Source organism: Streptomyces sp. NPDC001914, from assembly GCF_042891215.1.
Lineage (GTDB): Bacteria > Actinomycetota > Actinomycetes > Streptomycetales > Streptomycetaceae > Streptomyces.
Genome location: NZ_JBIASW010000001.1, coordinates 553,293 through 577,366 on the forward strand (window position 1 = coordinate 553,293; position 24,074 = coordinate 577,366).

General features: G+C 70.5%; 28 protein-coding genes and 1 pseudogene. 8 read left to right on the forward strand and 21 right to left on the reverse strand.

Annotated features, from left to right (window positions below):
- Nucleotides 1-128 precede the first annotated feature (128 nt).
- Nucleotides 129-551: a protease inhibitor gene (locus tag ACFYYF_RS02500; RefSeq protein WP_361675322.1), complete on the reverse strand. Its 423-nt coding sequence runs from the start codon at nt 549-551 to the stop codon at nt 129-131.
- Nucleotides 552-894: 343 nt separating this feature from the next.
- Here ACFYYF_RS02500 and ACFYYF_RS02505 point away from each other — a divergent pair, with 343 nt between their 5' ends.
- Entirely contained in the window at nt 895-1,446 is a 552-nt protein-coding gene (locus tag ACFYYF_RS02505) for a hypothetical protein (RefSeq protein ID WP_361675325.1), read from the forward strand.
- 24 nt (nt 1,447-1,470) lie between these two features.
- Here ACFYYF_RS02505 and ACFYYF_RS02510 read toward each other — a convergent pair whose 3' ends face one another.
- Entirely contained in the window at nt 1,471-2,682 is a 1,212-nt protein-coding gene (locus tag ACFYYF_RS02510) for a PucR family transcriptional regulator (protein ID WP_388770518.1), read from the reverse strand.
- Nucleotides 2,683-2,795: 113 nt separating this feature from the next.
- Between ACFYYF_RS02510 and ACFYYF_RS02515 the strand changes: the two genes are divergently transcribed.
- The 3 genes and pseudogenes from ACFYYF_RS02515 (at nt 2,796) to ACFYYF_RS02525 (ending at nt 5,471) form a co-directional block, all read left to right on the forward strand.
- Nucleotides 2,796-3,965 carry a lactate 2-monooxygenase gene (locus ACFYYF_RS02515; RefSeq protein ID WP_388770521.1) on the forward strand — a complete coding sequence of 390 codons (1,170 nt, stop codon included), beginning with the start codon at nt 2,796-2,798 and terminating at the stop codon, nt 3,963-3,965.
- A pseudogene (locus ACFYYF_RS02520) lies at nt 3,962-4,774 on the forward strand (2-hydroxyacid dehydrogenase); the annotation flags it as partial. The gene ACFYYF_RS02515 and the pseudogene ACFYYF_RS02520, both read left to right, overlap by 4 nt.
- A gap of 466 nt (nt 4,775-5,240) precedes the next feature.
- Nucleotides 5,241-5,471, forward strand: coding sequence for a helix-turn-helix transcriptional regulator (locus tag ACFYYF_RS02525; protein WP_388770524.1), 231 nt, complete (start codon nt 5,241-5,243; stop codon nt 5,469-5,471).
- Between the two features lie 4 nt (nt 5,472-5,475).
- On the opposite strand, the gene ACFYYF_RS02530 is transcribed toward ACFYYF_RS02525, so the two are convergent.
- The 4 genes from ACFYYF_RS02530 to ACFYYF_RS02545 form a co-directional block, all read right to left on the reverse strand.
- Nucleotides 5,476-6,144 (reverse strand): class I SAM-dependent methyltransferase, encoded by a 669-nt coding sequence (locus ACFYYF_RS02530; RefSeq protein WP_388770527.1) that lies wholly within the window; start codon nt 6,142-6,144, stop codon nt 5,476-5,478.
- A 70-nt stretch (nt 6,145-6,214) separates the two neighbouring features.
- Nucleotides 6,215-6,685: a glycine-rich domain-containing protein gene (locus ACFYYF_RS02535; RefSeq protein WP_388770529.1), complete on the reverse strand. Its 471-nt coding sequence runs from the start codon at nt 6,683-6,685 to the stop codon at nt 6,215-6,217.
- 228 nt (nt 6,686-6,913) lie between these two features.
- On the reverse strand, nt 6,914-7,405 hold the full coding sequence (locus ACFYYF_RS02540) for a DUF6415 family natural product biosynthesis protein (protein WP_388770532.1): 492 nt from the start codon (nt 7,403-7,405) through the stop codon (nt 6,914-6,916).
- The gene (locus ACFYYF_RS02545) at nt 7,402-7,608 is read right to left on the reverse strand and encodes a hypothetical protein (RefSeq protein ID WP_388770534.1); all 207 of its coding nucleotides are present in this window, start codon (nt 7,606-7,608) and stop codon (nt 7,402-7,404) included. Before ACFYYF_RS02545 ends, ACFYYF_RS02540 begins: the two co-directional genes overlap by 4 nt.
- Nucleotides 7,609-7,822: 214 nt before the next feature.
- Here ACFYYF_RS02545 and ACFYYF_RS02550 point away from each other — a divergent pair, with 214 nt between their 5' ends.
- The 4 genes from ACFYYF_RS02550 to ACFYYF_RS02565 all read left to right on the forward strand — a co-directional run bounded on the left by ACFYYF_RS02550 (nt 7,823) and on the right by ACFYYF_RS02565 (nt 10,874).
- Complete coding sequence (locus ACFYYF_RS02550; RefSeq protein WP_388770537.1) at nt 7,823-9,022, forward strand: helix-turn-helix domain-containing protein; 1,200 nt, start codon at nt 7,823-7,825, stop codon at nt 9,020-9,022.
- Nucleotides 9,000-9,449 carry a GNAT family N-acetyltransferase gene (locus ACFYYF_RS02555; RefSeq protein WP_388770539.1) on the forward strand — a complete coding sequence of 150 codons (450 nt, stop codon included), beginning with the start codon at nt 9,000-9,002 and terminating at the stop codon, nt 9,447-9,449. The genes ACFYYF_RS02550 and ACFYYF_RS02555 overlap by 23 nt, the downstream gene beginning before the upstream one ends.
- Nucleotides 9,450-9,759: 310 nt before the next feature.
- Complete coding sequence (locus ACFYYF_RS02560) at nt 9,760-10,074, forward strand: PadR family transcriptional regulator (protein WP_388770542.1); 315 nt, start codon at nt 9,760-9,762, stop codon at nt 10,072-10,074.
- A gap of 17 nt (nt 10,075-10,091) precedes the next feature.
- Nucleotides 10,092-10,874: a hypothetical protein gene (locus ACFYYF_RS02565; RefSeq protein ID WP_388770544.1), complete on the forward strand. Its 783-nt coding sequence runs from the start codon at nt 10,092-10,094 to the stop codon at nt 10,872-10,874.
- Between the two features lie 58 nt (nt 10,875-10,932).
- On the opposite strand, the gene ACFYYF_RS02570 is transcribed toward ACFYYF_RS02565, so the two are convergent.
- From ACFYYF_RS02570 to ACFYYF_RS02640, 15 genes are read right to left on the reverse strand one after another with little or no spacing between them, the layout of a single operon-like run.
- Nucleotides 10,933-11,259 carry a hypothetical protein gene (locus ACFYYF_RS02570; RefSeq protein WP_361684337.1) on the reverse strand — a complete coding sequence of 109 codons (327 nt, stop codon included), beginning with the start codon at nt 11,257-11,259 and terminating at the stop codon, nt 10,933-10,935.
- Between the two features lie 9 nt (nt 11,260-11,268).
- The gene (locus ACFYYF_RS02575; protein WP_388770547.1) at nt 11,269-11,934 is read right to left on the reverse strand and encodes a collagen-like protein; all 666 of its coding nucleotides are present in this window, start codon (nt 11,932-11,934) and stop codon (nt 11,269-11,271) included.
- Nucleotides 11,934-12,248 (reverse strand): hypothetical protein, encoded by a 315-nt coding sequence (locus tag ACFYYF_RS02580; protein ID WP_388770550.1) that lies wholly within the window; start codon nt 12,246-12,248, stop codon nt 11,934-11,936. Before ACFYYF_RS02580 ends, ACFYYF_RS02575 begins: the two co-directional genes overlap by 1 nt.
- Before the next feature lie 59 nt (nt 12,249-12,307).
- The gene (locus ACFYYF_RS02585) at nt 12,308-12,493 is read right to left on the reverse strand and encodes a hypothetical protein (protein WP_388770553.1); all 186 of its coding nucleotides are present in this window, start codon (nt 12,491-12,493) and stop codon (nt 12,308-12,310) included.
- Between the two features lies 1 nt (nt 12,494).
- Entirely contained in the window at nt 12,495-13,433 is a 939-nt protein-coding gene (locus tag ACFYYF_RS02590) for a glycoside hydrolase family 25 protein (protein ID WP_388770556.1), read from the reverse strand.
- On the reverse strand, nt 13,430-13,654 hold the full coding sequence (locus ACFYYF_RS02595) for a hypothetical protein (protein ID WP_388770558.1): 225 nt from the start codon (nt 13,652-13,654) through the stop codon (nt 13,430-13,432). Before ACFYYF_RS02595 ends, ACFYYF_RS02590 begins: the two co-directional genes overlap by 4 nt.
- Nucleotides 13,654-14,016 (reverse strand): hypothetical protein, encoded by a 363-nt coding sequence (locus ACFYYF_RS02600; RefSeq protein WP_388770560.1) that lies wholly within the window; start codon nt 14,014-14,016, stop codon nt 13,654-13,656. Before ACFYYF_RS02600 ends, ACFYYF_RS02595 begins: the two co-directional genes overlap by 1 nt.
- A gap of 23 nt (nt 14,017-14,039) precedes the next feature.
- Complete coding sequence (locus tag ACFYYF_RS02605; RefSeq protein ID WP_388770562.1) at nt 14,040-14,345, reverse strand: hypothetical protein; 306 nt, start codon at nt 14,343-14,345, stop codon at nt 14,040-14,042.
- A 10-nt stretch (nt 14,346-14,355) separates the two neighbouring features.
- The gene (locus ACFYYF_RS02610; protein ID WP_388770565.1) at nt 14,356-14,835 is read right to left on the reverse strand and encodes a hypothetical protein; all 480 of its coding nucleotides are present in this window, start codon (nt 14,833-14,835) and stop codon (nt 14,356-14,358) included.
- Entirely contained in the window at nt 14,832-15,071 is a 240-nt protein-coding gene (locus ACFYYF_RS02615) for a hypothetical protein (protein ID WP_388770567.1), read from the reverse strand. Before ACFYYF_RS02615 ends, ACFYYF_RS02610 begins: the two co-directional genes overlap by 4 nt.
- Nucleotides 15,072-15,080: 9 nt before the next feature.
- Complete coding sequence (locus tag ACFYYF_RS02620) at nt 15,081-15,839, reverse strand: hypothetical protein (protein ID WP_388770570.1); 759 nt, start codon at nt 15,837-15,839, stop codon at nt 15,081-15,083.
- Nucleotides 15,840-16,646 carry a hypothetical protein gene (locus ACFYYF_RS02625; RefSeq protein ID WP_388770572.1) on the reverse strand — a complete coding sequence of 269 codons (807 nt, stop codon included), beginning with the start codon at nt 16,644-16,646 and terminating at the stop codon, nt 15,840-15,842. It abuts the gene before it with no gap.
- 8 nt (nt 16,647-16,654) lie between these two features.
- Nucleotides 16,655-17,731, reverse strand: coding sequence for a DUF5047 domain-containing protein (locus ACFYYF_RS02630; RefSeq protein WP_388770574.1), 1,077 nt, complete (start codon nt 17,729-17,731; stop codon nt 16,655-16,657).
- A gap of 10 nt (nt 17,732-17,741) precedes the next feature.
- Nucleotides 17,742-19,205 (reverse strand): hypothetical protein, encoded by a 1,464-nt coding sequence (locus ACFYYF_RS02635; RefSeq protein WP_388770576.1) that lies wholly within the window; start codon nt 19,203-19,205, stop codon nt 17,742-17,744.
- Complete coding sequence (locus tag ACFYYF_RS02640) at nt 19,202-24,037, reverse strand: phage tail tape measure protein (protein WP_388770578.1); 4,836 nt, start codon at nt 24,035-24,037, stop codon at nt 19,202-19,204. The genes ACFYYF_RS02635 and ACFYYF_RS02640 overlap by 4 nt, the downstream gene beginning before the upstream one ends.
- Between the last annotated feature and the right edge of the window lie 37 nt (nt 24,038-24,074).

The following is a 24,074-nucleotide window of genomic DNA, read 5'->3' on the forward strand; positions in this document are numbered from 1 at the left end:
CCGGTCGACGGCCCCACTCCGTCTGACCGGCCCTCGGTGCGAAATCACATGGCGCTTCGTGACGGGGTCCGCACTCCCCAGCTACAGATCCCGGTCCATGTTCACGACGGCCACGCGATCCCGGTCCCTCAGAACGCGAAGACCGTCATCCCGTAGGAGGTCTTCACGCACTCGTTGGCGAAGGTGTGCTCGTACGAGACGCGCTTGCCCTGCCAGACGCCTTCGACCGTGACGACCACGGGGTCGTACTGCCTGGTACAGAAGACGTCGTTCCTTGGCGTCAACGCGTTGAGATCGCCCTTGACCGCCCGGAGTTCACCACAGGCGTCCGGCGCGGCGGGATGGGTCCCGGAGGCCGTCGGGGCGCAGTTCAGAGTGACCGCACGTTCCGGGGTCGCGGCGGCGGCGGTCTGGCCGTGGCCCGTGGTGAGCACCAGGGCGGAGGGGGCGTAGAGCCCGGAGGGGGCTGCGTGGGCGGATCCGACGAGGGGGCCGCAGACGGCGGTGGCCGTCAGGGTGAGAGTCGCTGCCCAACGCGCGGTGTTCGGCATTGTGTGCATCCTTCCGCTCGATTCGAAATGCGAGACCGGCTCGGTCGGTGCCGGTTCGGCGAGCGCGAGTCTGCCGAGAACGCACAGGAAACACACATCGACCCCTCACGTTTCGGTAACTTTGAGTATTGAATCAGTGGCTCGAAGTCACAGAATTCGAACGCGTGAAGCCCGTAACTGAGCGCCCGCCGATGACCGCCAACGGTCGGCTGGCCGGAAAGACACGGCTCAGCAATAGGCCTGAAACATTCCGCTTGAACCGGCATGCCGCCTCGACTTCCGCTGTCGGCGGACTTCTCCGGCACCCCTTGCATTGCATCCGGGAGCGAGTAATGGTGATTACATGATTACATCGGAGCAACGCGAGAAGCTGCGCGGCTGGTTCGCCGGCCGCCTGCCCGACGACCTCTTCGAGAGCCTGACCGAGGTGACGGCCGACCGTGAGGAGATCACCGTCGTCGGCCGCATCCCCGAGCCGAGGCTCGCCGAAGGCGCCTCGGACGCCGAGAAGGAGGCGGCGCTCCTGGCCCGTATCCAGGAGTTCCGCGAGCGCACCCGCGAGGACCGCGTGGAGGTGGCCCGGGAGGCCGAGCACCGCTTCCGCAAGAAGGTCTCCTGGGGCGTGGAGTGCGGCACCGAACGCGCCCTGTTCACCCATGTCGCCGCGCCCGTCATGACCCGGCTGCGCCAGCCGGAACGTCAGGTTCTGGACACGCTCGTCGCGGCCGGGGTCGCCCGCAGCCGCAGCGACGCCCTGGCCTGGTGCGTGCGTCTCGTGCAGCGGCACACCGACGACTGGCTGGGCGAACTGCGCGACTCGCTGGAGCATGTCCAGCGCGTCCGCGCGCAGGGCCCGGACACCGGGGCTCAGGACCCGTCCGCCGACGAGGAGTGACCGGGGCCCCGGTACCTCCGAGCCTCAGTCGCGGATCGTCCGGGCGATGTCCAGGGTGAGCCGGTGCCAGGGGTCGCGCGGGTCGCGGCCGGTCAGTTCGTGCACGCGGCGCAGGCGGTAGCGCAGGGACTGCGGATGCAGGTGCAGGGCCCGTGCGGCGGCGTTCGCCGAGCCCGAGTCGATGTACGCCGTGAGGGCGTCCAGCAGATGCCGCTGCGCGGCTTCGGTGAGCGGTCCGAGCACCAGCCGCGCGATGTGGTCGGGCGCGGCCGCGGGGCGGCCGCCGAGCAGGGCGAGGACCTGCGCGTCGGCGTCGGTGAGCACCTGTCCGGACCGGTGGGCGTGGGCCGGGGCGGTGTCGAGGGCGTCGGCGGCGAGCCGGTGCGCGAGCGCGATCCGGTCAAGGCCCTCGCCGGTGACGACGCACCCGCGCCAGGAACGCTCGCCGAGGACCGCCCCGGCACGGGCCGACGCGGCGAGCGGCAGCAGCAGGACGGCGCGGGAGCCCCGTACCGTCGCCAGCGACGTCACCTCGCCGCCGGAGGGGGCCAGCGCGTCCAGCAGGTCCGCCGCCGTGCCGTGCGCGGGGTCGAGGAGGTCCGTCGCCGTGCCGTGCGCGGGATCGGGCCGGTCCGCCGCTGCCGGCTCGGCCACCAGCAGGCAGCAGGGGTCCGGCAGCTGGACGGCCAGCCTGGCGGAGCGGTCGGCCAGCACGCCCACCGAGGCGTGCCGCCCGGCGATCAGGTCGTCGAGGAGCAGCCGCAGTGCCCGCGTCCGGTCACCGGTCAGGTCCTCGCTGGTGGCGGCGTACGCGGTGGCCATCTCCTCGGAGAGGGTGTCGAGGCTGACGAGGAGCATGCGGGCCAGCGCGAACGCGTCGGCGGCGCCCAGGCCCGGCGCGCGGGCGGCGACCTCGTCCGTGAGGACGGTGCCCGCGACCCGGTAGGCGCGCAGGACCGCCTGCACCGGGCGCCCGTCCGCCGCGCGGGCCGAGGCGATGCCCCGGAAACGCCGGAGGTCGGCCGGTCCCAGGGTGCTGTCCGTGGCCCACAGGTGGAGCAGCCGCTCCAGGCCCCAGGCCGCGATGGCCCGCACCTCGGGCAGCCGGCTGTCGTCGAGCGCCGCGTACACCGGCACCTGTTCGTGCACCGCCGCGACGATCGCCTCCACGACACGCGGGTCGGCCACCATGTCCTGCCGGACGCGTTCGCGGACCTCGGAGGGCTTGTTTGTCACACCGTGATGATTCCAGCCGCGCGTTGTGCGCACCACGGTGGACGGGACTTGTCACCCTCGCCAGGATCGACCTCGTACAGCGCGGTCTTGGGGACGAGAGGCGGGACGTACGGATGGCGAAGCACTGGGCCGACTTCCAGTACGAGATCTATCTGAACGGGATGACGGGCGCCGTGCCGCGGCTGCCCACCGATCTGACGCGGCTGGAGGAGCTGACCGAGCAGCGGCTCGGCCCCGGCCCGGTCGGCTATGTGGCGGGGAGCGCGGGCGACGGCAGCACGGCGCGGGCCAATCGCGCCGCCCTCGCCCGGCGCAGGATCGTGCCGCGCATGCTGCGGGACGTCCACGAACGCGACCTGTCCGTCGAGGTGCTGGGCCGGCCGCTGCCCGCTCCGCTCGCGCTGGCGCCGATCGGCGTGCTGTCGATCATGCATCCGGACGCGGAGTGCGCCGCGGCGCGGGCCGCCGCCGCGCAGGGCGTGCCCTACATCCTGTCCTCCGCCTCCAGCACCCCCATGGAGCAGGTCGCCGAGGCCATGGGCGACGGCGAGCGCTGGTTCCAGCTGTACTGGGCGAAGGACCGCGAGGTCACCCGCAGCTTCCTGGACCGGGCGAAGGCGGCCGGGTTCACGGCGCTGTTCGTCACGCTCGACACCCCGCTGCTGGCGTGGCGCCCGCGCGACCTCGACCAGGCGTACCTGCCGTTCCTGCACGGCGTGGGCACCGCCAACTACTTCTCCGATCCGGCGTTCCAGGCTGGTCTGCCCAAGCCGGTGCACGAGGACCCGAACGCGGCCGTGATGCACTTCGTGAGCATGTTCGCGGACCCCGGCAAGACCTGGCCGGATCTGGCCTTCCTGCGGGAGAACTGGGACGGCCCGATCGTCCTCAAGGGCATCCTGCACCCGGACGACGCCCGCAAGGCCGAAGAGGCCGGGATGGACGGCGTGGTGGTCTCCAACCACGGCGGCCGGCAGGTGGCGGGGTCCGTCGCTGCCGCCGACGCGCTGCCCCGCGTGGCCGCGGCGGTGGGCGAGCGGCTCACCGTGCTCTTCGACAGCGGCATCCGCACCGGCGACGACGTCTTCAAGGCACTCGCCCTCGGGGCGCGGGCGGTGCTCGTCGGACGTCCGTACGCCTACGGTCTCGGCCTCGACGGCCAGGCGGGCGTCGAACACGTCGTCCGCTGTCTGCTGGCCGAGTTCGATCTGACCCTCGCCCTGTCCGGACACGCCCGCCCGGCCTCGCTCGGACCCGACGACCTCATCGAGGAGACCGCATGACCGTCACGAAGAACGTGCTCGCCGTCGTCTCCCCGCACGTGGGCGGCCGAACGGCCGGAGCGGCGCTCGCCACCCTCTTCCCGGGGCAGGCCCGCGTCACCGTCGTGGAGGCCACGGACGAGGATCCCGCGGCGCTGCGCGAGGCGCATGTCGTCGTCACCGGCCTCGGCCCGGTCACCGCCGAACACATCGCCGCCGCGCCGGACCTGGAGCTGATCCAGTGCGCGAGCCACGGCTTCGACTACGTCGACCTGGACGCGGCCCGCGGGCGGGGCGTGCCCGTGTGCAACATCGGTTCCAGCGGGGCCGAGAAGCAGAACGTGGCCGAGCAGACCTTCGCCCTCATGCTCGCCCTGGCCAAGCAACTGGTGCCCGCGCACACGGCGTTGACCGAGGCGGACTGGGCGCTGCCGCGGCTCCAGCAGTCGATCACGGAGCTGTCCGGCAAGACGCTCGGGATCGTGGGGCTCGGTCACATCGGCGAGGAGGTCGCGCGGCGCGCGGTCGCGTTCGACATGAGCGTGGTGTACGCCGGTCCCACGCGCGCGTCGGACGAGACGGAGGCCCGGCTCGGCGCCCGCCATGTCGAACTGGAGGAACTGCTGCGCGTGTCGGACTACGTGAGCCTGCACGCGCCGCTGAACGACGCGACCCGTCATCTCCTGAACGCCGAACGGCTCGCGCTGCTCAAGCCGACCGCGTTCGTCGTCAACACCTCGCGGGGCGCCCTGATCGACCAGGACGCGCTCGCCGACGCGCTGCACGCGGGCACCCTCGCCGGAGCGGGCCTCGACGTCTTCGACCGACAGAAAACACCTATACAGAGGGTTCTGCCAAACCCGCAGGTGGGAGGGCGCGTTGAGGCGGTCGGCATCCGAAGAGGGCCGCCAGGCAGGTACCTAGGGCGGGCCGAAGCACAAAGAGCCCCGCTAGTGCGAGAGGTCTTCCGGGCCTCCACGCACCAGCGGGGCTCATTGGTACGTACAGGAGTCTTGCCGAAGCGGGGCCCCGTGGGAAGTGTGCGGCAGGCATATGCCCAAGATTTTTCGAACACGATCCGAACAGACCCGGCCCGCCAGCGTCTTCCGGGACGCCGACGGGCCGGGGGCTTGCAGGGTCATGCCGATCACCGGACCCCCGAAGGGTGCCCAGCGCGAGACTGGCAATCAGCTCGCGATCATCCATGGGTAGTTGCTACTCAACTTCCCGCTCATGATCGCAAAATGCGACAGGCCTGACGCTGACATGTGATCATGGGGTGTCCAAGTTTGTCTAGTGCCTCGCGAACAGCCTCAGTGGATCATCGACAGGCGTCGCGACTTAGGCGACCGCGTCCGTCGCCTACGGCTGAACGCCGACCACACTCAGGAGTCCTTCGCCGAGCTCACCGGCCTTGACCGGCGCACCCTCCAGCGCATCGAAGCGGGCACCAGCGACCCCCGGTACAGCGATCTCCTGAGGATCGCCGCAGCGCTCGACACCCGGGTCTCCGTCATCGTCGACTGACCGGTCAACGCCAGGCCTGGACGATCAGCGTTCCCACAGTCTTGGGCCCCGGGGGCGCGGGGAGCACCCGGGCCAGCACGTCGGTGTACCCGTGCACCTTGAGGAGGTCCACCCAGACGTCCGGCTCGTAGTCCCATCGCTTCACAACGGCGGGGTCCTGGTCGTCGCCGCGCGGAATGTACGAGGCCTGGCATCCGTAGCAGCCTTCGACCGGGGGGCGCTGGGAGAACACCATCGTTCCGCCTGGACGGATTCGGTCCCGGATAGCCGGCAGCATCTGTGCAGGATCGGAGAACCAGAGCGCGCCGTACACCGAGTACACCGCATCGAACAGTGGGCCCGGGCGGTGGAGAAAGTCGAGCGCGTCCGCCTGGAGCAGTTCCAGATCTGGCATGTCACCCCACCGGGCGCGCGCGGCTTCCAGTTGCCTGGGCGAGATGTCGACTCCGACGGCGCGCATGCCGATCGCCGCCAGGTGCGCGGCATTTCCTCCCCTGCCGCAGCCGAGGTCCAACACGAGGGCGCCGTCCGGAGCCCTGAGGAGTTCGACGCCTGGTCCGTGGTCCGAGTACTGCGTCCAGTTGAACCAGGTCGTCTCGCCCCGGGCATTCACCAGACGCCGGTCGGGCCGCTGCTGCGAGTAGGTGTCCCAGGCGATTGCTGCCTCCGCCACGTTCCGCTCCGCTCGTAGGGCCAGCCGCCCGGTGGTGGCACCGGGCGGCTGGAGTCTTGCACAGGGGGTACTACTTCTTGCCGGTGTTCGGGCTGTTCGTGCAACCGGCGTGACACTGGGTGCAGTCGGCCATGTCCGGCCACAGCTCCGAATCGACGGCGTAGCCGGCGGCCTCGATGGCCGCGATGGTCCGCTTCCTGGTCTGCTGCACCTCACCGGCCGCTTCCTGGCCGTCGTCGGTGGGGACGTGATGCACGAAGCGGCCGACGACCCGCTCGCAGAAGGCCGCGTAGTCGACGGTGTGCAGGAGGAAGGCGTGCCAGCCGATGTCGACCAGGGCGCTCGGGGCGAGGCTCTGTCCCGGCTGGCGGCCGGACGCGGCGATGAAGGCCGCGGTCTGACCGACGATCCGGCGCGCCAGGTCGACGCTGATCTCCGGGTGGTCGGTCGTGATGCGGTTGATCAGTTGGCCGGCCACCTCCGGGAGGAGGAGCGTGGTCGGTTCTGTGAGGTCCACGGGACGCTCAAGTGCCATGGTCACAGGGGTTCTCCTTTGTTGAAGGGTGCTCCCGCCCCGGGGCTTGACCTGTCCAGGGCTGGGGCCCGGGACGGGAGCGTGGCCGCCCCGCCGAGGTCTTCCGGGACCTGCGACGGGACGGTTTCCCACCGGGGCGAGGCTTCCGATTCCTCGACGAGGCGGGGTCTGTGGGTGCGGCCCTGACCCGAATCGGCCGCCATAGGGCCCCGTGCGCCGGGGCGGGCGGCCGAACTAGCGGCGGGGGCGCGGCGCGTCGGCGCAGTCGGCGTGCACGCGCGCGGTGATCGCGCCCCCGGAGGTGCTGACCTGGTCCAGGGGGACGGCGTCGTCGGTCCGGCGGATCGGGCGGTCGCAGGCGACGCACATGACCTGGCCGGTCAGCGTCTCGAAGTGGTCGCACAGTGCGGCGAGGGAACGCGCCAACTTCCGCGCGTACGCCAGGCCCCCGCCCGGACCCGAGTTCGGCCGGGCACGGAGCTTGCCCCGGGCCTCACCGACGCAGGCCAGCGCGCAGTACCGGGGAACGTCGTCCCGGTGCAGTCGGCCGGCCCATCTCTCGACCTCGGGGATCAGCCGGTCCATGTGCCCGCGCAGCGTCAGCGTCAACGCGTCCACGTCGAGCCCGGCAAGCGGCTCGTCCGGGAGCGGCAGAAGCAGGGCGACCGTCTGCCGCGCGCTGACGACATCCACGACGGCGACGTCGTCCTGGGTCTCGGGACTCATCGGCCGGCTCCCGCGCGGTGGATCGGGCACGCGCAGGGCGGGAGCTGCGTGCCGATCGGCTCCAGCGGCGGCCGGTAGTCGTTCGGCACGACTACCGTGGCCCGCGGCCGGGTCACGACCCCCGTACGGCTAACGGTGTAGACGCGGACCGTCATCTTCGCGGGGGCTTCGCGTCCGCCTCCCGACGCTCTACTCTCTGTCATGTCGACGCTCCCTTTCCGGTTCGAGCGTTGCCCACCCCCGGGGCCGTTCGCGCGGCCGCCGGGTTCGACTTAGGGCCAATGTCCGTTTCGCTGACGGCGCCAGCGCATGCCGCTAGCGTTGTCCCAACGGACCGTCAGGCACCAGAACATGCGCGTCCACAAGGGTCCACAACCGAGTGGACACCGTGGACGCCGTGGACAGAGGGACCACCCCATGAGCGAGACCTTCGGGCAGGCGTTACGTCGACTGCGTGGCAACCGATCGCTGCGAGACGTCGCGGAACTCGCCTCCTGCGGCAAGAGCTACGTGTCGTACCTGGAGTCCGGCGAGCGCTCCCCAACCACGGACATCGCCGCCACACTCGACCGGGCTCTCGGCGGGGAGGGCTTACTCGTCGCCCTGGCGCAGCAGCGGCCCGGGACCGGCGTCCTGGACCAGGTCGACTCGCTGCAGCGCGGGCTCAGCGAAGCGTTAGCCGCCGGCCCGATGACCGAAGCCGGGCTCGACGAGTGGGACTTCACCGTCGCCCGTCACGGCCGCGCGACCCGCTACCGGCCGGAGGGCGAACTGCTTCCCGAGCTCGTCAGCGACTTCCAGGACCTTCGCCTCCTCCTGAACCACCGGCACCCTGCCGCCGCCCGCAAGACCCTCACGATCGCGGCCGCCCGCCTCGCCGGGCTGATGGCCCTCACCCTGCTGAAGCTCGGAGACGACCGGTCCCGGGCATGGTGGCGAACCGGCCGCGCGGCAGCATCCGCCGCCGAGGACCGGGCCACCCTCTCCTGGATCTACGCCCAAGAGGCCTACGAGCGGTACTACAGCGGCGACCTCTTCGGCGCCGTCGAACTCGCCGCCCGCGCCCAACATCTGGCCGGCGGACTCCCCTGCGTCGGCCCCGCACTCGCCGCGCCCCTCGAAGCTCGCGCGCACGCCGTTCTCGGCGCTCGCGAGGAGAGCGCCGCCGCACTCCATGCCGCTGAGACCGCGCTCGAACGGCTCCCCGCCACCGAACAGATCGGATCAGCGTTCGGATACAGCGAGAGCCAGCTCCGCTTCCACTCCGGGAACGCCTGGACCCACCTCGGCGAGACCACCCGGGCAGCCGAGGAACACGCGCGCGCCCTGGAGCTCTACCCAGCCACCGACCGCACCGACCGCGCCCTCATCCGCCTCGACCAGGCGATGTGCCTCGCCACAGACGGCGACCCGGCCGGGGCAGCCGCCCTCGCCACGCAGACCGTCGTCGGCCTGCCCGACCAGCACCGATCGTCACTGATCATCTATCGCGCCCGGGACGTGGCAGCTAAGGTGCCCGAGGCACGAGCGGTGACGGAAGTGCGGGTGCTGCGCGAGGTGTTGGCGCTGCCCGCCGCAGAGAGGGGCGGCAACAGTGAGGATCGAGAAGGCGACTGAGGCGGACGTCGACGCCATCTCCGGCCTGCTCGGCGAGGTCGAGGCGTACTACGGCGGCCCGGCCGATCCAGCCGACCCGGGCCAGATCCGGGCCGCGCTCTTCGGCCCCCAGCCCGTGGCCACCGTCCTCATCGCGCGTGAGGGAGACGAGGTCCTCGGCTTCGCCTCGTACAGCTTCCTCTGGCCGGCCGCCGGGGCAGACACCAGCATCTTCCTGAAGGAGCTCTTCGTCCGCGAGGACCACCGCCGCGGCGGTGTCGCCGGACAGCTCATGGAGGCTGTGCAGCAGGCCGGGCAGGTGGCCGGCTGCTCGCGCCTGGAGTGGACGGCCGACGCGGACAACCCGGCGGCTCTGAACTTCTACACGGCACTCGGAGTCGAGCCGCGCAAGGACAAGCCGTTCTACCGGCTGCCGCTCGCCGACTGAACGGACGCAGCAGAGCCGCCCGCTACTCCCCCGTGGCGGGCGGCTCAGGCCTGAGGTCCAGAGATCAAGTTCGGCGACGGCGACAAGGCGTCTTGGGCCGCTAGACGACACTGGCCGAGACCAGCAGCGGGATTCGAACCCGCGTCTCCCTCTTTACAGGAGAAGTAGCCGTTGCCTTCGCACCTGGACGCGTCAACGGTAGCCGTGCAACCAGCCCTGGACATCAGATTTTTGTCGCGCCATCACCAGCACGTGTATCTATCTCGATATACGCTTGATGCTCGTACTCGATACATGCTTCACTGAGGACATGGCGAACATCCGGCTCACCAAGCCGACCATCGCCGTCCTGGAGGCACTGCTCTCCGCGACGGACGATGCGCCGGCCTGGGGCCTCAGCATCTGCCGCGACGCCGACCTCGGCCCCGGCACCGTGTACCCCATCCTCGATCGGCTCTCCGAACGCGGCTGGCTGACAAGCCGGGAGGAGACCGGCCCCCACCCCGGCCGACCCGCGCGCCGGTTCTATGAACTCACCGGCATGGGTCGGCGACATGCCACCGAGGCGCTTGAGACTCGCAGGTCCCGCCGATTTGGCCTCGGCCTCGCCGGGGGGAACGCGTGATCCGCCAACTTTTGCTCGTGGACAGTGCCCAGGACGCGTGGCACCAACTCACGCCAGACGAGCAACTTGCTCTCTTCAACGCCCTCCGGGCTCCTCGCGTCGAGAATCTCCTGGGCTCGGGCGCATTCAGGGCGAACACCGTCAGATTCACGGTGGACACGGATACCTTCACCGCCACCGCGCGGGTGATGCGGATTGCGGATCGGATTCCGGGCCGGGAACCGCGGCACAGCGAGCCAGTGCCGATGGTGCAGGACGTGCGTGTAGAGCGCATCACCCGCAGGAGGCGCTGGACACCGCAGGCCGTTGCTGCAGCCGCCCGAACGGCAGGTGTGCTGCACATCCCCCGCCGCCGAGCGGCCGCACTGGGCGCCACCGCGTTGGCTGCCCGCCTCGCGGGGCCACAGCGACCACACCTCGGTCGCGACTGGACCGCTGTACTCGCCGGGTCGCCGGAGGACGGCGTGACGCATTCCGCCACGCGGCAGCTGGTATTGGCCCTCGAATTCGTCTTCGCCGCGTTGCGAATGCGTGCCAGTGACCTGGCCCGGCCCGCCTGGCGCCCCGTCGACTGGCTCCTGTCCGTGCAGTCCCGTACGAACTCCTTCATCACGACAGTGGTCGGCGCACAGGCGGTCTACATCGTGGATGACGGCGGCCTGACGGCACTCGTCACAGAGGTCTGGGAGCCCTGCGGAGGGGCCGCCATCGCGTTGTACGCGCTGACGCGATGGCTACGACGCCTGCGAGGGATCGAGCTTGCCGACACCCGCCCTGAGAGCGGCGACCGGGAGCTGTAGACGCACGAAAGCCCCCGCCGCACGAAGGCGGCGGGGGCAGGGGCGCTCGGCCAGCGGTTCAGCCGCTGGGTGCGGGGGTCGGGACTCCCGCACAGATGCGGTCGGCCGCCTTCTGTACGTCGGGCGTGAGTTTCCTCGAGTTCTCCTCGCGGAGCAGGGCCCACAGCACGCACGTCAACTGTGTCTGGTCGGTGCGCTGGCCGGTAGCGGTCTTCTGGCCGCTGACCTGGGTCTGGCGGACCGTGGCCAACCGCTCCTGCTGCTGAGCGTTCAGGAGGACCAGGGCAAGTCCGACAGCGACGACGGCCGCGACGACTATGGCGAGACCGATGTTCGAGCGTCGCGATGGAGTGGGTGAGGGCTTGGCCCTGGAGGTGATCGCCATGTCGCTCCTTCAGATCCAGGTACGCCGGGTCGGGTCCAGCGCGGGCATGCCCAAGGCGATGGGCGCTGAGGGGCTCGGGCTGTCCGGCTGAGGCGCGGGGGCGTCGTCGCGGCGACAGACCAGCGCGTCGGCGTCGTCCGGGGACTGCTGGAGGCTGTAGCCGTCCGGGCACGTCTGACCATCACGGCCATCCCGTCCGTCGGCGCCGTCCTTGCCGTCCTTCCCCGCCGGGCCCTGCGCTCCGGTCGCCCCGGCCGGCCCGGTGGGTCCGGCCCCGCCGGGGGCGCCCGTCACGGACACACCGGGCTCCCCGTCGGCGCCGTCCTTGCCCGGCTGGCCGGTCGCATCGGCGCCGTCACGGCCGTCCCTGCCGTCGCGGCCGGGCGCTCCGGACGGTCCTGCCGGGCCCGGCAGGCCGGACGGCCCGGTGACGCTGGGGCCGGGTTCGCCGCGGCTGCCCGGCGGTCCCGCGACCGGGGACGCGCCGAGCCGCTGCACCTGGAGGGCGAGTGCGTCCCGGGCCTGGTTGGCCGTGCGCAGCTGTCCGGCGATCCACACGCCGCCCACGACGACCGCGGTCAGAAGAGCGCCGAGAGCGAAGACCAGGGCCGCCCAGCGAAGGTCGCCGCGCCGCCGCTCACGGCGGGCCTGCTCATCCGTCGCGTGTCGCCTCATCACCCGGCCGCCAGACGGGCACTCAGGTAGAGCTGCAGGAGGAGGACCACGATGGGCGCGAGGAGTACCGAGAAGATCAGGCGGCGGTCGGCCTGGCGCTTCGCCTCCAGCTCCCGCCTGGCCTCCTCTTCGCGGCGCTCCTTCTCGTCCCGGGCCTGCTTCTCCGCCGCCCGCTCCCCCTGGATCTCGCGGATCTCGGCGAGGAGCTGCTCGTGCTGGAACTGGTAGACCTCCGGCGCGCTGAACCGGTCCAACCGCGCGTTGAGGGCCTGCATGGTCCTGATCACCTCTCCCAAGGTCGGGTCATCCGCCATACAGGGCCCCCTCTCGAATGGTGCTGACGTGGGTGCTGCGGCGCGGCGCGCCGCGGCCCTCACGCCTCGGGCGGCTGCGGCCGATTGGGGACCGCCCAGGTGAAGCCGAGAGCAGTGAGCACGGCGAGGACGACCGTGACGCCCTCGGCCGCCGTGAGGGTCCCGTCGTTCAGCGCGGTGGCCAGCGACCCGGCGCCAGCAACCACCGCGGCGACGATCGCCTTCGCGTAGCGCGGCAGCTTCATGTCAGCTTCCCTTCGGTGCGGTGACGGTGATCTGGAGGCCGGCCACCTTGGCCACGAGCGCGGCTTCGAGCGCTTCCGGGTCGAGCGCAGCGAGCGCGGTCTGGACGGCCTTGACCCGGGCGAGCGTTTCGCGGATGCCCTCGACCTGGGTCTGCTGCGCGTACCCGGCCGTCCAGGCCGTGTTGTCGGGCGTCTTGCCGTCGGCCTTGAAGTAGTCCGGGTTGTTGTACGGCGGCCGGGCGGCGGGTACGACGTCGGCACCCCAGATCCGGGACAGGTCGGTGCCCTCCAGCACGCCGCCGCCTGCGATCAGCTTGGCGACGACCGCGTCGGCCACCCTCTGGATCTCTGCATCGGTCAGGGCCACTTCGGCCTCCCGTCCGGCCGCCCACGCGGCCATCTCTGCGCGGCTGGCGAAGTTCGCCACGTTGGTGTCCAGCGGAGTGGACGTGTACTGGTGGATCAGCCACGGCGCCGTGATGGCGGGCTGGCCGGGCCGTCCGTTGTACTGGGCGATCCACAGACCGTCCCCGGCGTAGCCGCTGGTGTCCTTGGCCAACCACAGTTTCTGGCCGGTGTAGAGCAACACCCGGTTGTCCGGCCGGAGCCGCTTCACCGCGCGGATGAAGACGTCCTTCTCCGCGGTGCTCGGCAGCGTGCCGTTGGCGGGGTTCGTCTCCCAGTCGCAGGCCAGGAGCTCGCCGGCCTTCGGGGCGGCGTGGGTGAGGAAGTACTCGGCCTGGGCCTGGACGTTGCCCGCGACGAGGAAGTGGTAGTGGCCGACGACGCGGCCGTTGTCGCGGGCCCGCTTCACCTGCGCCGTGTGCCGGGGGTTGACGTAGTTCGTGGACTGCGTGGCCTTCACGATCACGAACTCGACGCCAGTGAGGCCGTACGACTCGGACTGGTAGTTGGAGACGTCGATGCCGTGGATGGTCACCGGGGTGCCCCTCTCTTCGGGAGCGCGGGCGGGCCCGCCTTGTCGAGCCCGAGGACGCGGCGGGCGATCGCCTCGGCGGCGACCTCCCACGCGGTCTGGATGACCGGGGTCAAGTCCTCCCAGCAGGGCATCGGCAGGCCTCGGTAGTTCTTGCCGCCGGTGGCACCGCCGTACGCCGCGTAGGCGGCCTTCGCGAGCTCGGTCGGGTCGTGGCGTGCCATCAGATATCCGTCCCCTCGCCATTTCGGTAGACCGTGACTGTGGAGCCGGGCAGTGCACCCCGCAGGTCGGCCATCTCCTGACGCATGGACAGGGCGGCGTCGGTCTGGGTGCTGAGGTGGTCGAGGATCCCGTAGATCACCTTGGGGCTGTCCTCACTGCCCGGGGAGTTCTTGATGGCCTCGGCGTAGTTGCTCGCCCAGATGCACAGGATCCGGAGCTCGTGGTTGGTGAGCGTCACCGTGGCCGTGTCGTCGAGGTCCGCGGGGACCGCTGTGGAGCCGCAGTTCGGGCAGGCGTGCAGCGGTTCAGCATCTGGGGCGAGCTCGGTGATCTCGCGGCAGTGGCAGCACAGAAGGCGCACGTCGGTACTCCTTCCTTCGGTGATCAGGCGGGGATCCAGACCCCGTTGCGGACGAAGCCGTGCAGGTCGCAGCAGCGCCACAGCAGGCTCGGTTCAAGGTGAAGCGGGTCGCGGGACACGAGGGTGTGAGCGCCCGTGCCGGCAGCCACCCACGGGCCGTGGACGGTGCGCTCCTCGGGCACGTCGGCCAGCGCGGCGCACCGGTGCCAGAAGAGGGGGTTGGGCTCGTCTGTCCAACCGAAGTAGATGTCGGGCGTGAGCTCGACGAGGCCGTCGGTCTCCTGGCCCGGCCAGTCGGACGGCGGCCGGTCGTACGGGCCGGGTGCCACGGCGTCTCCCTCAGACGTGGATCGCGAGCTTGAACTCGGCGAGGACGACGTCGCGGGCCTGGCCGTCGTTGTGGGCGACGCGGAGCGCGATCGGGGTGCCGGGGTAGACGAAGATGCCGTGGCTCTTGGTGAAGCACTGCATGCCGGGGCTGGGCGGCCGGTGGTCGGTCGCCGTGGTGTCGACCGGGTTGTCGGTGAGGCCGAGCGGGTCCCGTACGAACTGGTCGCGGAGCTCGCTGTACGCGCCGTCCTCCCACTGGATCATCGCGTGGAGCTCGCCCCACCCTTGCCGCGCCGGCCAGATGAGTCCGGACCGGTCGCTGGTCTGCCAGTTGGAGACCGCCGCCCCGTCAGGCTGCTGGACCTGGTGCATGTTCCAGGAGTCCGACGGCTCCGCGCCGCCGAACGGGAACCGGACGACGTGATAGGCGCCGTCTGCGGGAATCGACTGCGGGACGTTCGACTTCAGCGAGCAGACGTAGACGGTCACGACGGGGTCATCGCGCGCGTGGCGTACGACGTGTACCCCTTGGTCCCGGTCACGCCGACGAACCGGGCGCCGAGGGTGTCGACGAGGGCCTGGAGGCAGGCGTCGCCCTCGGTTTCCGCCTGGGGCCCTTCGACGGTGACCCGCACCTGGAAGGACGTGATCGAGTTGTCGCTGAGGCGGCCGTTGACCGTCCAGGTGACCTCGCTGGTGGACGTCTCCGGTGGTTGCAGGGGCATGCCCAACTCCTATGCGGTGTACGTGGTGACGATGACGATGCCGCCGGCGCCGGTGCTGCCGGCGACGGCGGACTGGCTGGCGCCGTTGGCCGGGCCGGACGCTCCTCCGCCGTACGGGTAGCCGTTGAAGCCGGTCGTGGTGGTGGCCGCGACGCCGGACGCTCGGCGGGCGCCGCCGAGGAAGGCGTAGCCGCCGCTGTTGTACTTCACGGGCACGCCGCCGACGGTCTGCCCGTTTCCGCCGTCGCCGCCGGCGACGCGGAAGTCCCCGCCGGTCCCGCCGGTGCCCCCGTTGGGCGCGCCGATCGAGGTGGCGGACGAGGCGGTCCCGCCCGCGGATCCGGTGCCGCCGGTGCAGGTGATGAGGGAGCCGAACTGGCTGCCGCCTCCGTCTCCGCCTGCGTTGGCGCCGGCCGTTCCGGCGGTTCCTCCCGCACCCACGGTGACGGCGACGGTTGCGCCCGTCGCGGCTGGAGTGAAGAACCCTTCGGCGTACTCCCCGCCGGAGCCGCCGGGTGCGCAGGCTGCTTGTCCGGCGCTGGTGGCTGCCACGCCCCCGGAGCCTCCCCCGGCCGCCTGCACCTGGACGAACACGCGGATCGCGCCCGCGGGCCGGGTCCACGTGCCGGAGGCGGTGAACACCTGCCGGTCGACGTTGCCGAAGGTCACCCCGTCGACGCCTGTGGCGAGGTTCTGCATGTGCTCCCAGAGCCGGGTGTGGTCCGTGCTCTGGGGGTACGGAATGCCCTTGGAGGTGTTCGCGGTCATTCATCGCCTCCAGGAGAGCGTCAGGGTCATGGCCGCGGACCAGGAGCCGCGGCCCGCGAGGTGGATGTACGGGTCGTCGCTGGACACGGCGATGGCGATGCCTCCGCGGGTGCCGTCGATCAGGGCCTGGCCCCAGTTCGTCGGCAGGGTGAACGTCGTCGAGTCGCCGATCTTCAGGGACGGCCCGGACGTGGTCTCGTTGAGGGTCGGCGCGCCGGACGGCCGGCTGGTCTGCGAGACGAGGCGCAGGGTCGCGGAGCGGGACGCGAAGTCTCCGGCGGACAGCCGCTTCACCTTCAGGGTGGCCTTCGTGCACGTCGCACCGGACAGGGTGTGCGGCTTGCTGCCGTAGAACGCCGCGCCCGTGTTGCGGCCGTACGACGAGCCGCCGTACCGGCCCTGGTAAAGGTCGAAACTGTTCGTCGGGTCGCCGTCGGAGCGCCAACTGCCGTCCCGGTAGCAGGCCGTGGAGGTCGGCACGCACGTCAGGGTGCCCGTCCGGACCGTCGGCTTCGGCGCGGGCGGCGCATCCCCGGTGTCCGGCGGCGCGGTGTCGGCCGGCGGCGGCGTCGCCGGAGTCGACGTCGGCGCGACCGGCACCACGATGACCACGTAGTAGAGGCTGCCGAGCCGGGCCATCAGCACGATGTTCCCTGCGGCGACCGTGAGTCCGACCGCGACCCGGGCGGTGACCGTGATCCCGCCGACGGACACGAGGATCGCGTTCGAGGAGGGTGCGGTCAGGGCGGTGCCGCGCACCATGCCCTTCCCCGCAAGGGAGACCCGGGTGTCAGCGAAGTCCGGCACAGCACCCCCTACAGCACGCGGACGGTCAGGCTCTGCTCGCCGGGCGAGTAGGGCAGGCTCAACTGCTCGATGGCACAGCGGGCGGCGGTGAGGCCGGCGCCGGTGACGGAGAGGATGTCGCCGGTGACCAGGCCCGGGTGCGGCACCATCGTCACCTGGAGACGCCGGAACGCCTGCCGCCGCAGGAGCTTCATCTGGGCGGCCGCCGCGGCCCGGCACTGGGCGACCGTCGTCAGCAGCGACGACTGGAACGCGTACGGGACAGGCAGGGGGTTGAACGGGCCGCCGTACTGGTAGGGGCTCGCTCCGTCCCCGTCGTAGGCGACGCCCTGAAGCTGATTTCCCGACGCGTCCTCGCCCTGGGCGACGACGACGTTGAAGGCGCCGTCCCGGGTCGTGGAGCCTGCCCAGCGGACGACGGTGCCGGTGGCCCGGCTGTCGGTGATGGACAGGACCGGGGACCCGGCGTCGGAGACCGGCTCGATCATCAGGTATCCGTCTTCGGTGACCCGCTCGGCAGCGCCCCACGCGGTCAGCACTTCGGTGACGGCGCCGAGGCGGTCGGAGTCGAACTGCATGCCGAGCGGGACCGCCCGGTCGACGAGGGTGCCGTCGAAGCTGACGGTGAGCGCCGGTTCGATCAGCGCGCGAACGACGGATACGAGCGTGTCGCTGCTGGACGGCTGGAACGGGGAGACGAGCGAGGCCTCATCGATCTGGGTGAGCAGGCCCGCGCAGTTCACGGACACGGTGTCACCGTCGGTCTCCGAGGAGGTGATGAGGAACCAGCCGCGGTTGATCCACTCCATCTGGCCGCCGACGTCGACCCCGTAGTCGATGCGGAGCTGCTGGCCGAACGAGGCGAGCGGGTGGCCCGGGTCTGTGCCCGGGTCCCAGTCGAAGCCGCCCGCGCGCCGGGGCACGGTGAGCGAGATCTGCTCGGGCACGGCCAGACTCCGGTCGCGGCTCTCGCCGCCGTCGGCAACCGGGATGCCGTCGGCCAAGAGGACGCCGCCAAGCCAGGACTCAGCCCGGATCGACATGGTGTAGCTGCCCTTGACGACGGCGAGGGCGGTGGCGGACATGTCGAGCACGTCAGGGCCCGAAGTCGAACTGTGCGATGGCCAGCAGGTTCGTGGTGAAGAACGCCGCGATGTCCGCCAGAGTCGAGAAGTTGTTCGCGATGTCCTGGAGCGTGAAGCCCGCAGCCTCCATGACGTCCGGCCAGTCATCCACCTTGGCCACGCTGAGGGAGAACCACCTGTACTCGTCGAACCACGTCGGCGCCTCCGTGTCGTCGAGGAGCGCGTAGGTGCCGTCAAGCCGGGACAGGCTGATCTGCTTGCGGACAAGGATCGTGCCCTCTGTCGCCGCATCCAACATCTCGTTCAGAGCGTCGCCGTCATCGTCGGACTCCACGCGCACGACCAGCGTGCCCGTCCTGGCGGATCGGGGTTTGCCCACCACGATCAGCCGGCCGTTGATGTTAAAGGTGGTGGCGTCCCGGTCACGCTTCCACTCCAGCGGGCTCTCGAACTTGACCGCGGCGCCGACTCCGCGGATCGCGTCGGAGATGACGTCGCTGGTGACAGTCGAGGTGATCGGGCTGGCCGTCACGGTCCACTGGTTGCCGTTGACGTCCGTGAGCACAGCCGAGTAGGTGAGGGCGATCCCGAACGGCTGCTCCGCGTCGACCCGCAGGAACGACGCCTGGCCGGTGACATCGACGCTGGTCGCGGCGCGCACGGGCTCCAGGTCGCCGCCTGCCAGCCTCAGCAGGCTGATCATGACGATGTCGTCGCCGGTCAGGCCGGTCGCCGAGACCAAGTTCCTGGGCGGGAAGACGGATTGGGCGCTCACCGCAATGTCGGAGCTGGCCTCGCGGACGCGCATCACGCCGGCGATGCCGATGGACGCGCTCGCCAACGTGGCCGTCACGGTGGGGGCCACGGTCGCGGTTCCGGACGACACGGTGCAGGTCGCCAGCGCTGTCGTCGTCCCGTTGCCGGTGGCGACTGCCGCGTCGGCCCGCTCGGTGACCGTGCCGAAGGTGATGCCCGCGGCGGTGACCGCCTCCGCGGTGTACGAGTCGGAGCTGGACGCAACTCCGTACCCGAGAAGCGCGAAGTCTCCGGACTTCCAGGTGAGGGCGACGGTTCCGGTGGCCGAGAAGGCGGTGCCGCTGGTCTGGTCGTCGCCGAAGCTGGCCGCCCACCGCCAACCGGTGCCCGCGCTCCGGGACAGGCTGACGATCCGGCCGGCGATGACCGACCCGGAAGAGCCCGACGGGATCGCGGTGGTCGGGTTCGCATCGCCGCCCAGCAGGACCCGGGCGAAGTAGGTCAGCCGCCGCGGGCCGGCGGAGGCCCCGAAGGACCCGCCGCCGCCCGACGCGCTGCCGACCAGGGTCCATCCGGACGGCGTGGACGGCACGGAGTCCAGCGGGTGCCCGGACACGACCTGGAGGATCGCGAGGTTCCCGGCCGACCCGACGACCGCGGGGGTGATCGTGTCGGTGTGGGTCGACTGCGCGCCGGTCGTCCCGTAGGAGATCGTCACGAACGCCTCCCCACCTTGGCCCGGTGCGCCTGCGCCTGCTCGGAGGCCCTGATCTTCGGCGTGACCCGGACATCGATCAGGTCTCGGAGCTTCTCGTCGCGGAAGTGGACGTGGATCTCAGACGCTTCGCGGTTCTCCAGAGCGGTCGCGAACCGCTCCCACAGGGCGTCCTCGCGGGCGGTGCGCTGGCTGGCGGCCGCGGTCGGGACGTAGCGGCGGCGCACGTTGACGCCGGACGCGGTGTCGGCCAGGCGCTGGGCGGCGCCGCCGACGAGGTGGCCGTGCATGTCCATTCCGGCGACCCAGCCGAGGACAACGTTCTTGCCGACCTCGTCACGCATGACGACCGACGGCGACTTGATCTTCAGCGCCTTCTTGATCTGCGCGACCAGGTCCTTGGCCAGCTTGTTGATCTGCTTCTGCAAGTCCTTCTCGGTGGCCTTCAGACCTGCGAGGAAACCGTCACCCGCGTGCTTTCCGGTGTCGTACATCATGTCGGCCATGTCCCGGCCGAACGACGTGGCGAGCTTCCCGCCGGACGCCATCAGCTTGTTCAGCTTCGCGATGTCCGTCGTGGTGGTGGACTTCGCGCCGAGGATTGTCGCGAGCTGGCTGCCCGGGCCCGCATCGGACAGCTGCTGCAGCAGCTCCTTCGAGGCACCGCGCGCCTTCAGCGACTTGCTCAGGGCGACGAAGCCCGAAGCGGTCTTCTGCTGCGCGCCGGCCTGCGAGATCAGGTCCTTGACGCTCGTCGCGGACGTCCCGGAAATGGCGAGGAAGTCCTTGATGTTGCTGGCCTGGTCGGTCGCGTACGCATTCGCCGTAGCGATCGTCTTCTGCACCGAGGCTCGCTTGTCGGCGAGCCCCTCCAGCTTGGTGCCCTTCTTCTGGATGCTCGCCGCGGTCTTGGTGTAGCCCGCGTTGAGGAGCTTCGTCGCCAGGGACTTGACCGCCGAGGCGATGGCCGCCGACGTACCCGTCTCCAGCTTCTTCAGCAGACCGGTGTTGATCGTGTTGGAGATGCTGGTCTTGGCCGACCTCTTCGCGTTGGACAGCGCGATCTCCGCCGCCTTCAGTTCCTTCCGCGCGGCCTCCAGCTTCTTCTCCGCCGCCGCCACGCCCTTGTGCCGGCGCTTCGCGTTCGCCAGTGCGTCCTTCGCGTCCTCGACGCGCTGCCGGTCCCGGTGGACCCGGTCCGACGCGTTCAGGATCGTGCCCGACGCGTACCCGGGCAGCTTGATGCCGTGGTGCTTGGCGAACGCCATGGAGTCCTTGTGCGACATCACCTGTTCGCCGCCGCCGAAGTTCACCAGCTCCGCGCCGCGCTCGCCGACCCAGGCGAGCCCCTTCGCTGCGCCGCCGGTGCCAGCGGCGTACCAGTGCGGGGAGCGGGCCTGCCATTGCGACCAGGCGGCGGACGGGCTGCCGTACCGGGACTTGATGTAGCCGAGGCCCCACTTGATCTGGGTGGCCGCGTTGGTCTTCCAGTCCGATCCGGCCGACGCCATCTTGCTGGCCGGCAGCGCCTGCGGGATGCCGTAGGCGCCCGACGAAGCGTTGCGGGCGCGGTAGTTCCAGCCGGACTCCCCGTTCCACAGGGCCTTGAGGGCGGGCCATTCCGAGGGGCCCCAGCCGTAGCTCTTGAGTGCCGCCTGCGCGAACTGCTGGGCCGAGCCCGACGTCGAGTTGTCGCCGAGGCCGATCGAGTCGCCGATGCTGCTGAGCGCATCGAGGGCCTTCCCCGGGAGCTTCTTTACGGAGACCAGGCCCTTGTGGACGATCCGGCTGAGGGCGTGCGGCAGGTCGCCGAAGATCTTCTTCGCGATGGCCGTCCCCGACGTCGTGGCCATACCCTTCATCAGGCCGCCGACCAGGTGACCGCCGATGCCCATGAAGACGCGGCTCGGGCTCTTGATCCCGAAGAAGTGCTTGACCGCGCTGATGATCGGCGACACCAGGTTCTTCCAGAGCCAGCCGCCGATGCCCTTGATCGCGCCAACAATGCCGCTCTTCAGGCCGCCGAGCAGGTAACCGCCCGCCTTAACCAGCCACGACCCGGCACCCTTGAACGCGCCCACGACGGGCCGGACGATGGTCCGGTTGCTCCACCCGGCGAGGCCCTTGGCCGCCGACACGGTCCCCGACTTGAGGCCCGACACCAGCCACTTGCCGCTCGACCACAGCCACTTGCCGGCACCGCTGAACGCATCGACCGTCGGCTTCCCGATCGAGCGCCACATGAAGCTGCCCACGGCCTTGGCTCCGGCGGTGGCCCCCGACTTGAAGCCGCCGACCAGGGCCCGGCCCTTGGACATCAGCCATGACCCGGCCCCGCGGAAAGCGTCGACGACCGGCTTGCCGACCCAGCGCCAGAAGAAGCTCCCGATCGACTTCGCGCCGGAGACCGCGCCCGACTTGAAGCCGGATGCGACCGAGCGGCCTTTCGTCCACAGCCACGTCCCGGCGCCCTTGAAGGCGTCGACGACAGGCCGGCCGACCCACCGCCACAGGAACGACCCGACGCCCTTGGCGCCGCTGCTGACGCCGCGGGTGAAGCCTCCGACGAGCTCGGAGCCCTTGCCGATCAGCCAGCTGCCGGCCTTGGCGAAGGGGCGCACGATCAGCTTCGACAGGCCGAGGATCTTCTCGACGACCCAGGCTGTGCCGCGCTGGATCCCGTCCGCGAGCCAGCGCGGCGCGAGCCGGCCGATCTCCCGGAACATGCCGAACGGCCGCAGGATGAACCGGTCGATGGCGCCGCGGATGATGCCCTCGGCGGCCGGGAAGGCGCGCTTGAAGCCGTCGACGATGCCGCGCCGGAAGGGCCCGAAGACCTTCGCCAGGCCCTTCTCCAGCCACACGCCCAGCTTGCCGACGCCTTTCAGCAGCGGCTCGAAGATCTTCAGGAAGGGAATGTGCTCGAAGACCTTCCCGAGGGCGCCCGCGACGCGGCCGATCGGGATGATCGAGATGACGGCGATGATCGTGTCGAGCCAGTGGTGCTTCCAGAAGTCGAGGCTGAAGAGCGGCGCGAACAGGTTGGCGATGAAACCGATCGCGAGCGGGAGCGCTGCGGCACCGAAGCCCTTGCCGATCTCGACGAAGTCGAGCTTGCCGAGGATCCCGGCGATCTTCTTGGTGAAGTCGGCGGTGTGCTTGCCGACCCAGCCGATCGCGTCCGCCAGGCCCTTGCCGAGGTGACCGCCGAGCTTGCCCCAGTCGATGTGGTCGATGCCGCCCGAGACCGCGTCCCTGATGGTCTTGCCGAACTGCTGGGCAGCCGACATCTTGACCTTCGGCGCCTTCGGGATGTTCTGGGTGATGCTCTGCCCGTACCGAATCGCCGCGGGTGGCAGGGGCTGCTTGGCCTTGATGTCCGGGGTCCTGCCGATGCCGTGCGCGATGGCCGACGGGGGCAGCCCGAGGACCGTCTTCTCCCCGGTCGGGTGCGCTGGCGACATGCCGTAGGCGACCGCGGACGGTGACACGTTCTTCGGGGCGGTCGCCTTGGGCAGCTTGATCCCGGCCTTCGGGGTCGACTTGCCCGACAGCCCGTCCATGAAGTCGCCGACCATGCCGGACACCGACTTGCCGCCGGTCAGCCCGGACAGGAAGTCTCCGACCAGGCCCTTCGCCTGGTTCAGGCCCTGCCTGATCTGGTCGACGGGGACCAGGTGGGCCATTGCGGTGCCGAAGCGGGCGGCCGCGGGCATGGCTGTGGTCGCGAGGAAGTGCACGAAGCTCGTGACCGGGGGCAGCACCTTCGTGCCGACCCGGATGCCCATGACCTCCAAGTTGCTGGTGAGCAGGTGCCATTGGGCTTCGGCGGTCTTTCTCTGCATCTTGACCGCGTCGTCGAACTTGCCCGTGGAGTGGTTGATCTGCTCCTGCTTTTTCTCCAGGACGTCGAGGTTGTTGAGCATCAGGAGGATGCCGCTGGAGGACCGGCCGCCACCGAACGCCCTGGACAGGAGTTGGGATTGCCGCGACGCGGACATGCCCGAGTCGTCGAGGTGCTTCTTCAGGAGGCTGATCGCGCCGATCAGGCCGTCCTTGCCTCGCATCGCTTCGGCCAGGTCGAGGCCGGTCAGGCCGATCTTCTTCAGCTGCTTCTCGGCTGCGCCGCTCGGAGCGCCGAGGAGGCTGAAGGACATGCGCAGCCGTGTCGCGGCGCTGGCGCTGTCGATGCCCTCGTCGGTCATGAGCGCGAGGGCCGCGCCGACCTGCTTCATCGACAGGCCGAAGGTCTTCGCCGACGGGAGGATGCCGGTGCCGATGGCCGCGTTGAACTGGTCCATCGACATGTTGCCCGCGCCGATGATCGCGTTCACCGTGGAGACGGCCTCGTGGAACGAGGTCGCGCCCTTGATGCCGGTACGCCATGCGCCCGCGAGCGCGTTGGTGGTCGCCTCCAGGTTGGCGTGGCCCACCGCGGCGAGGTCTGAGGCCTCCTTCATGGCCTTCATCGCCTGGACGTTGTCCATGCCGACGGACTTGAGGTGGTACAGGCTCTCGGCGAGGTGCTGAGGGCCCTGCTGGGTGGACGTGCCCAGCTTCAGGACCTGCTCCGAGAGGACCTTGACGTCCTTCGCGGTGCCGCCGGCCTGGGTGGAGATGCGGGTCATCTCCGCCTGGAAGCGGCTCGCGTCCTTGGCGCCCTTGGCGAGGCCCAAGGCCAGTCCGCCGGCAACCGCGGCACCGGCCATCGCCGCGGTCTTCCCCAGCTTGGCCAGCGTCGAGTCTGTGCTCTTGGCCGCCTTGCCGATGTTGTGGAAGGTCCGCGAGGCGGAGTCGTGGGCGATCAGCCGGTAGATGATGCCGGTGGAGGACATGACGCCTCCCCTCAGCGGGTGATCGGGTCACGTCCTG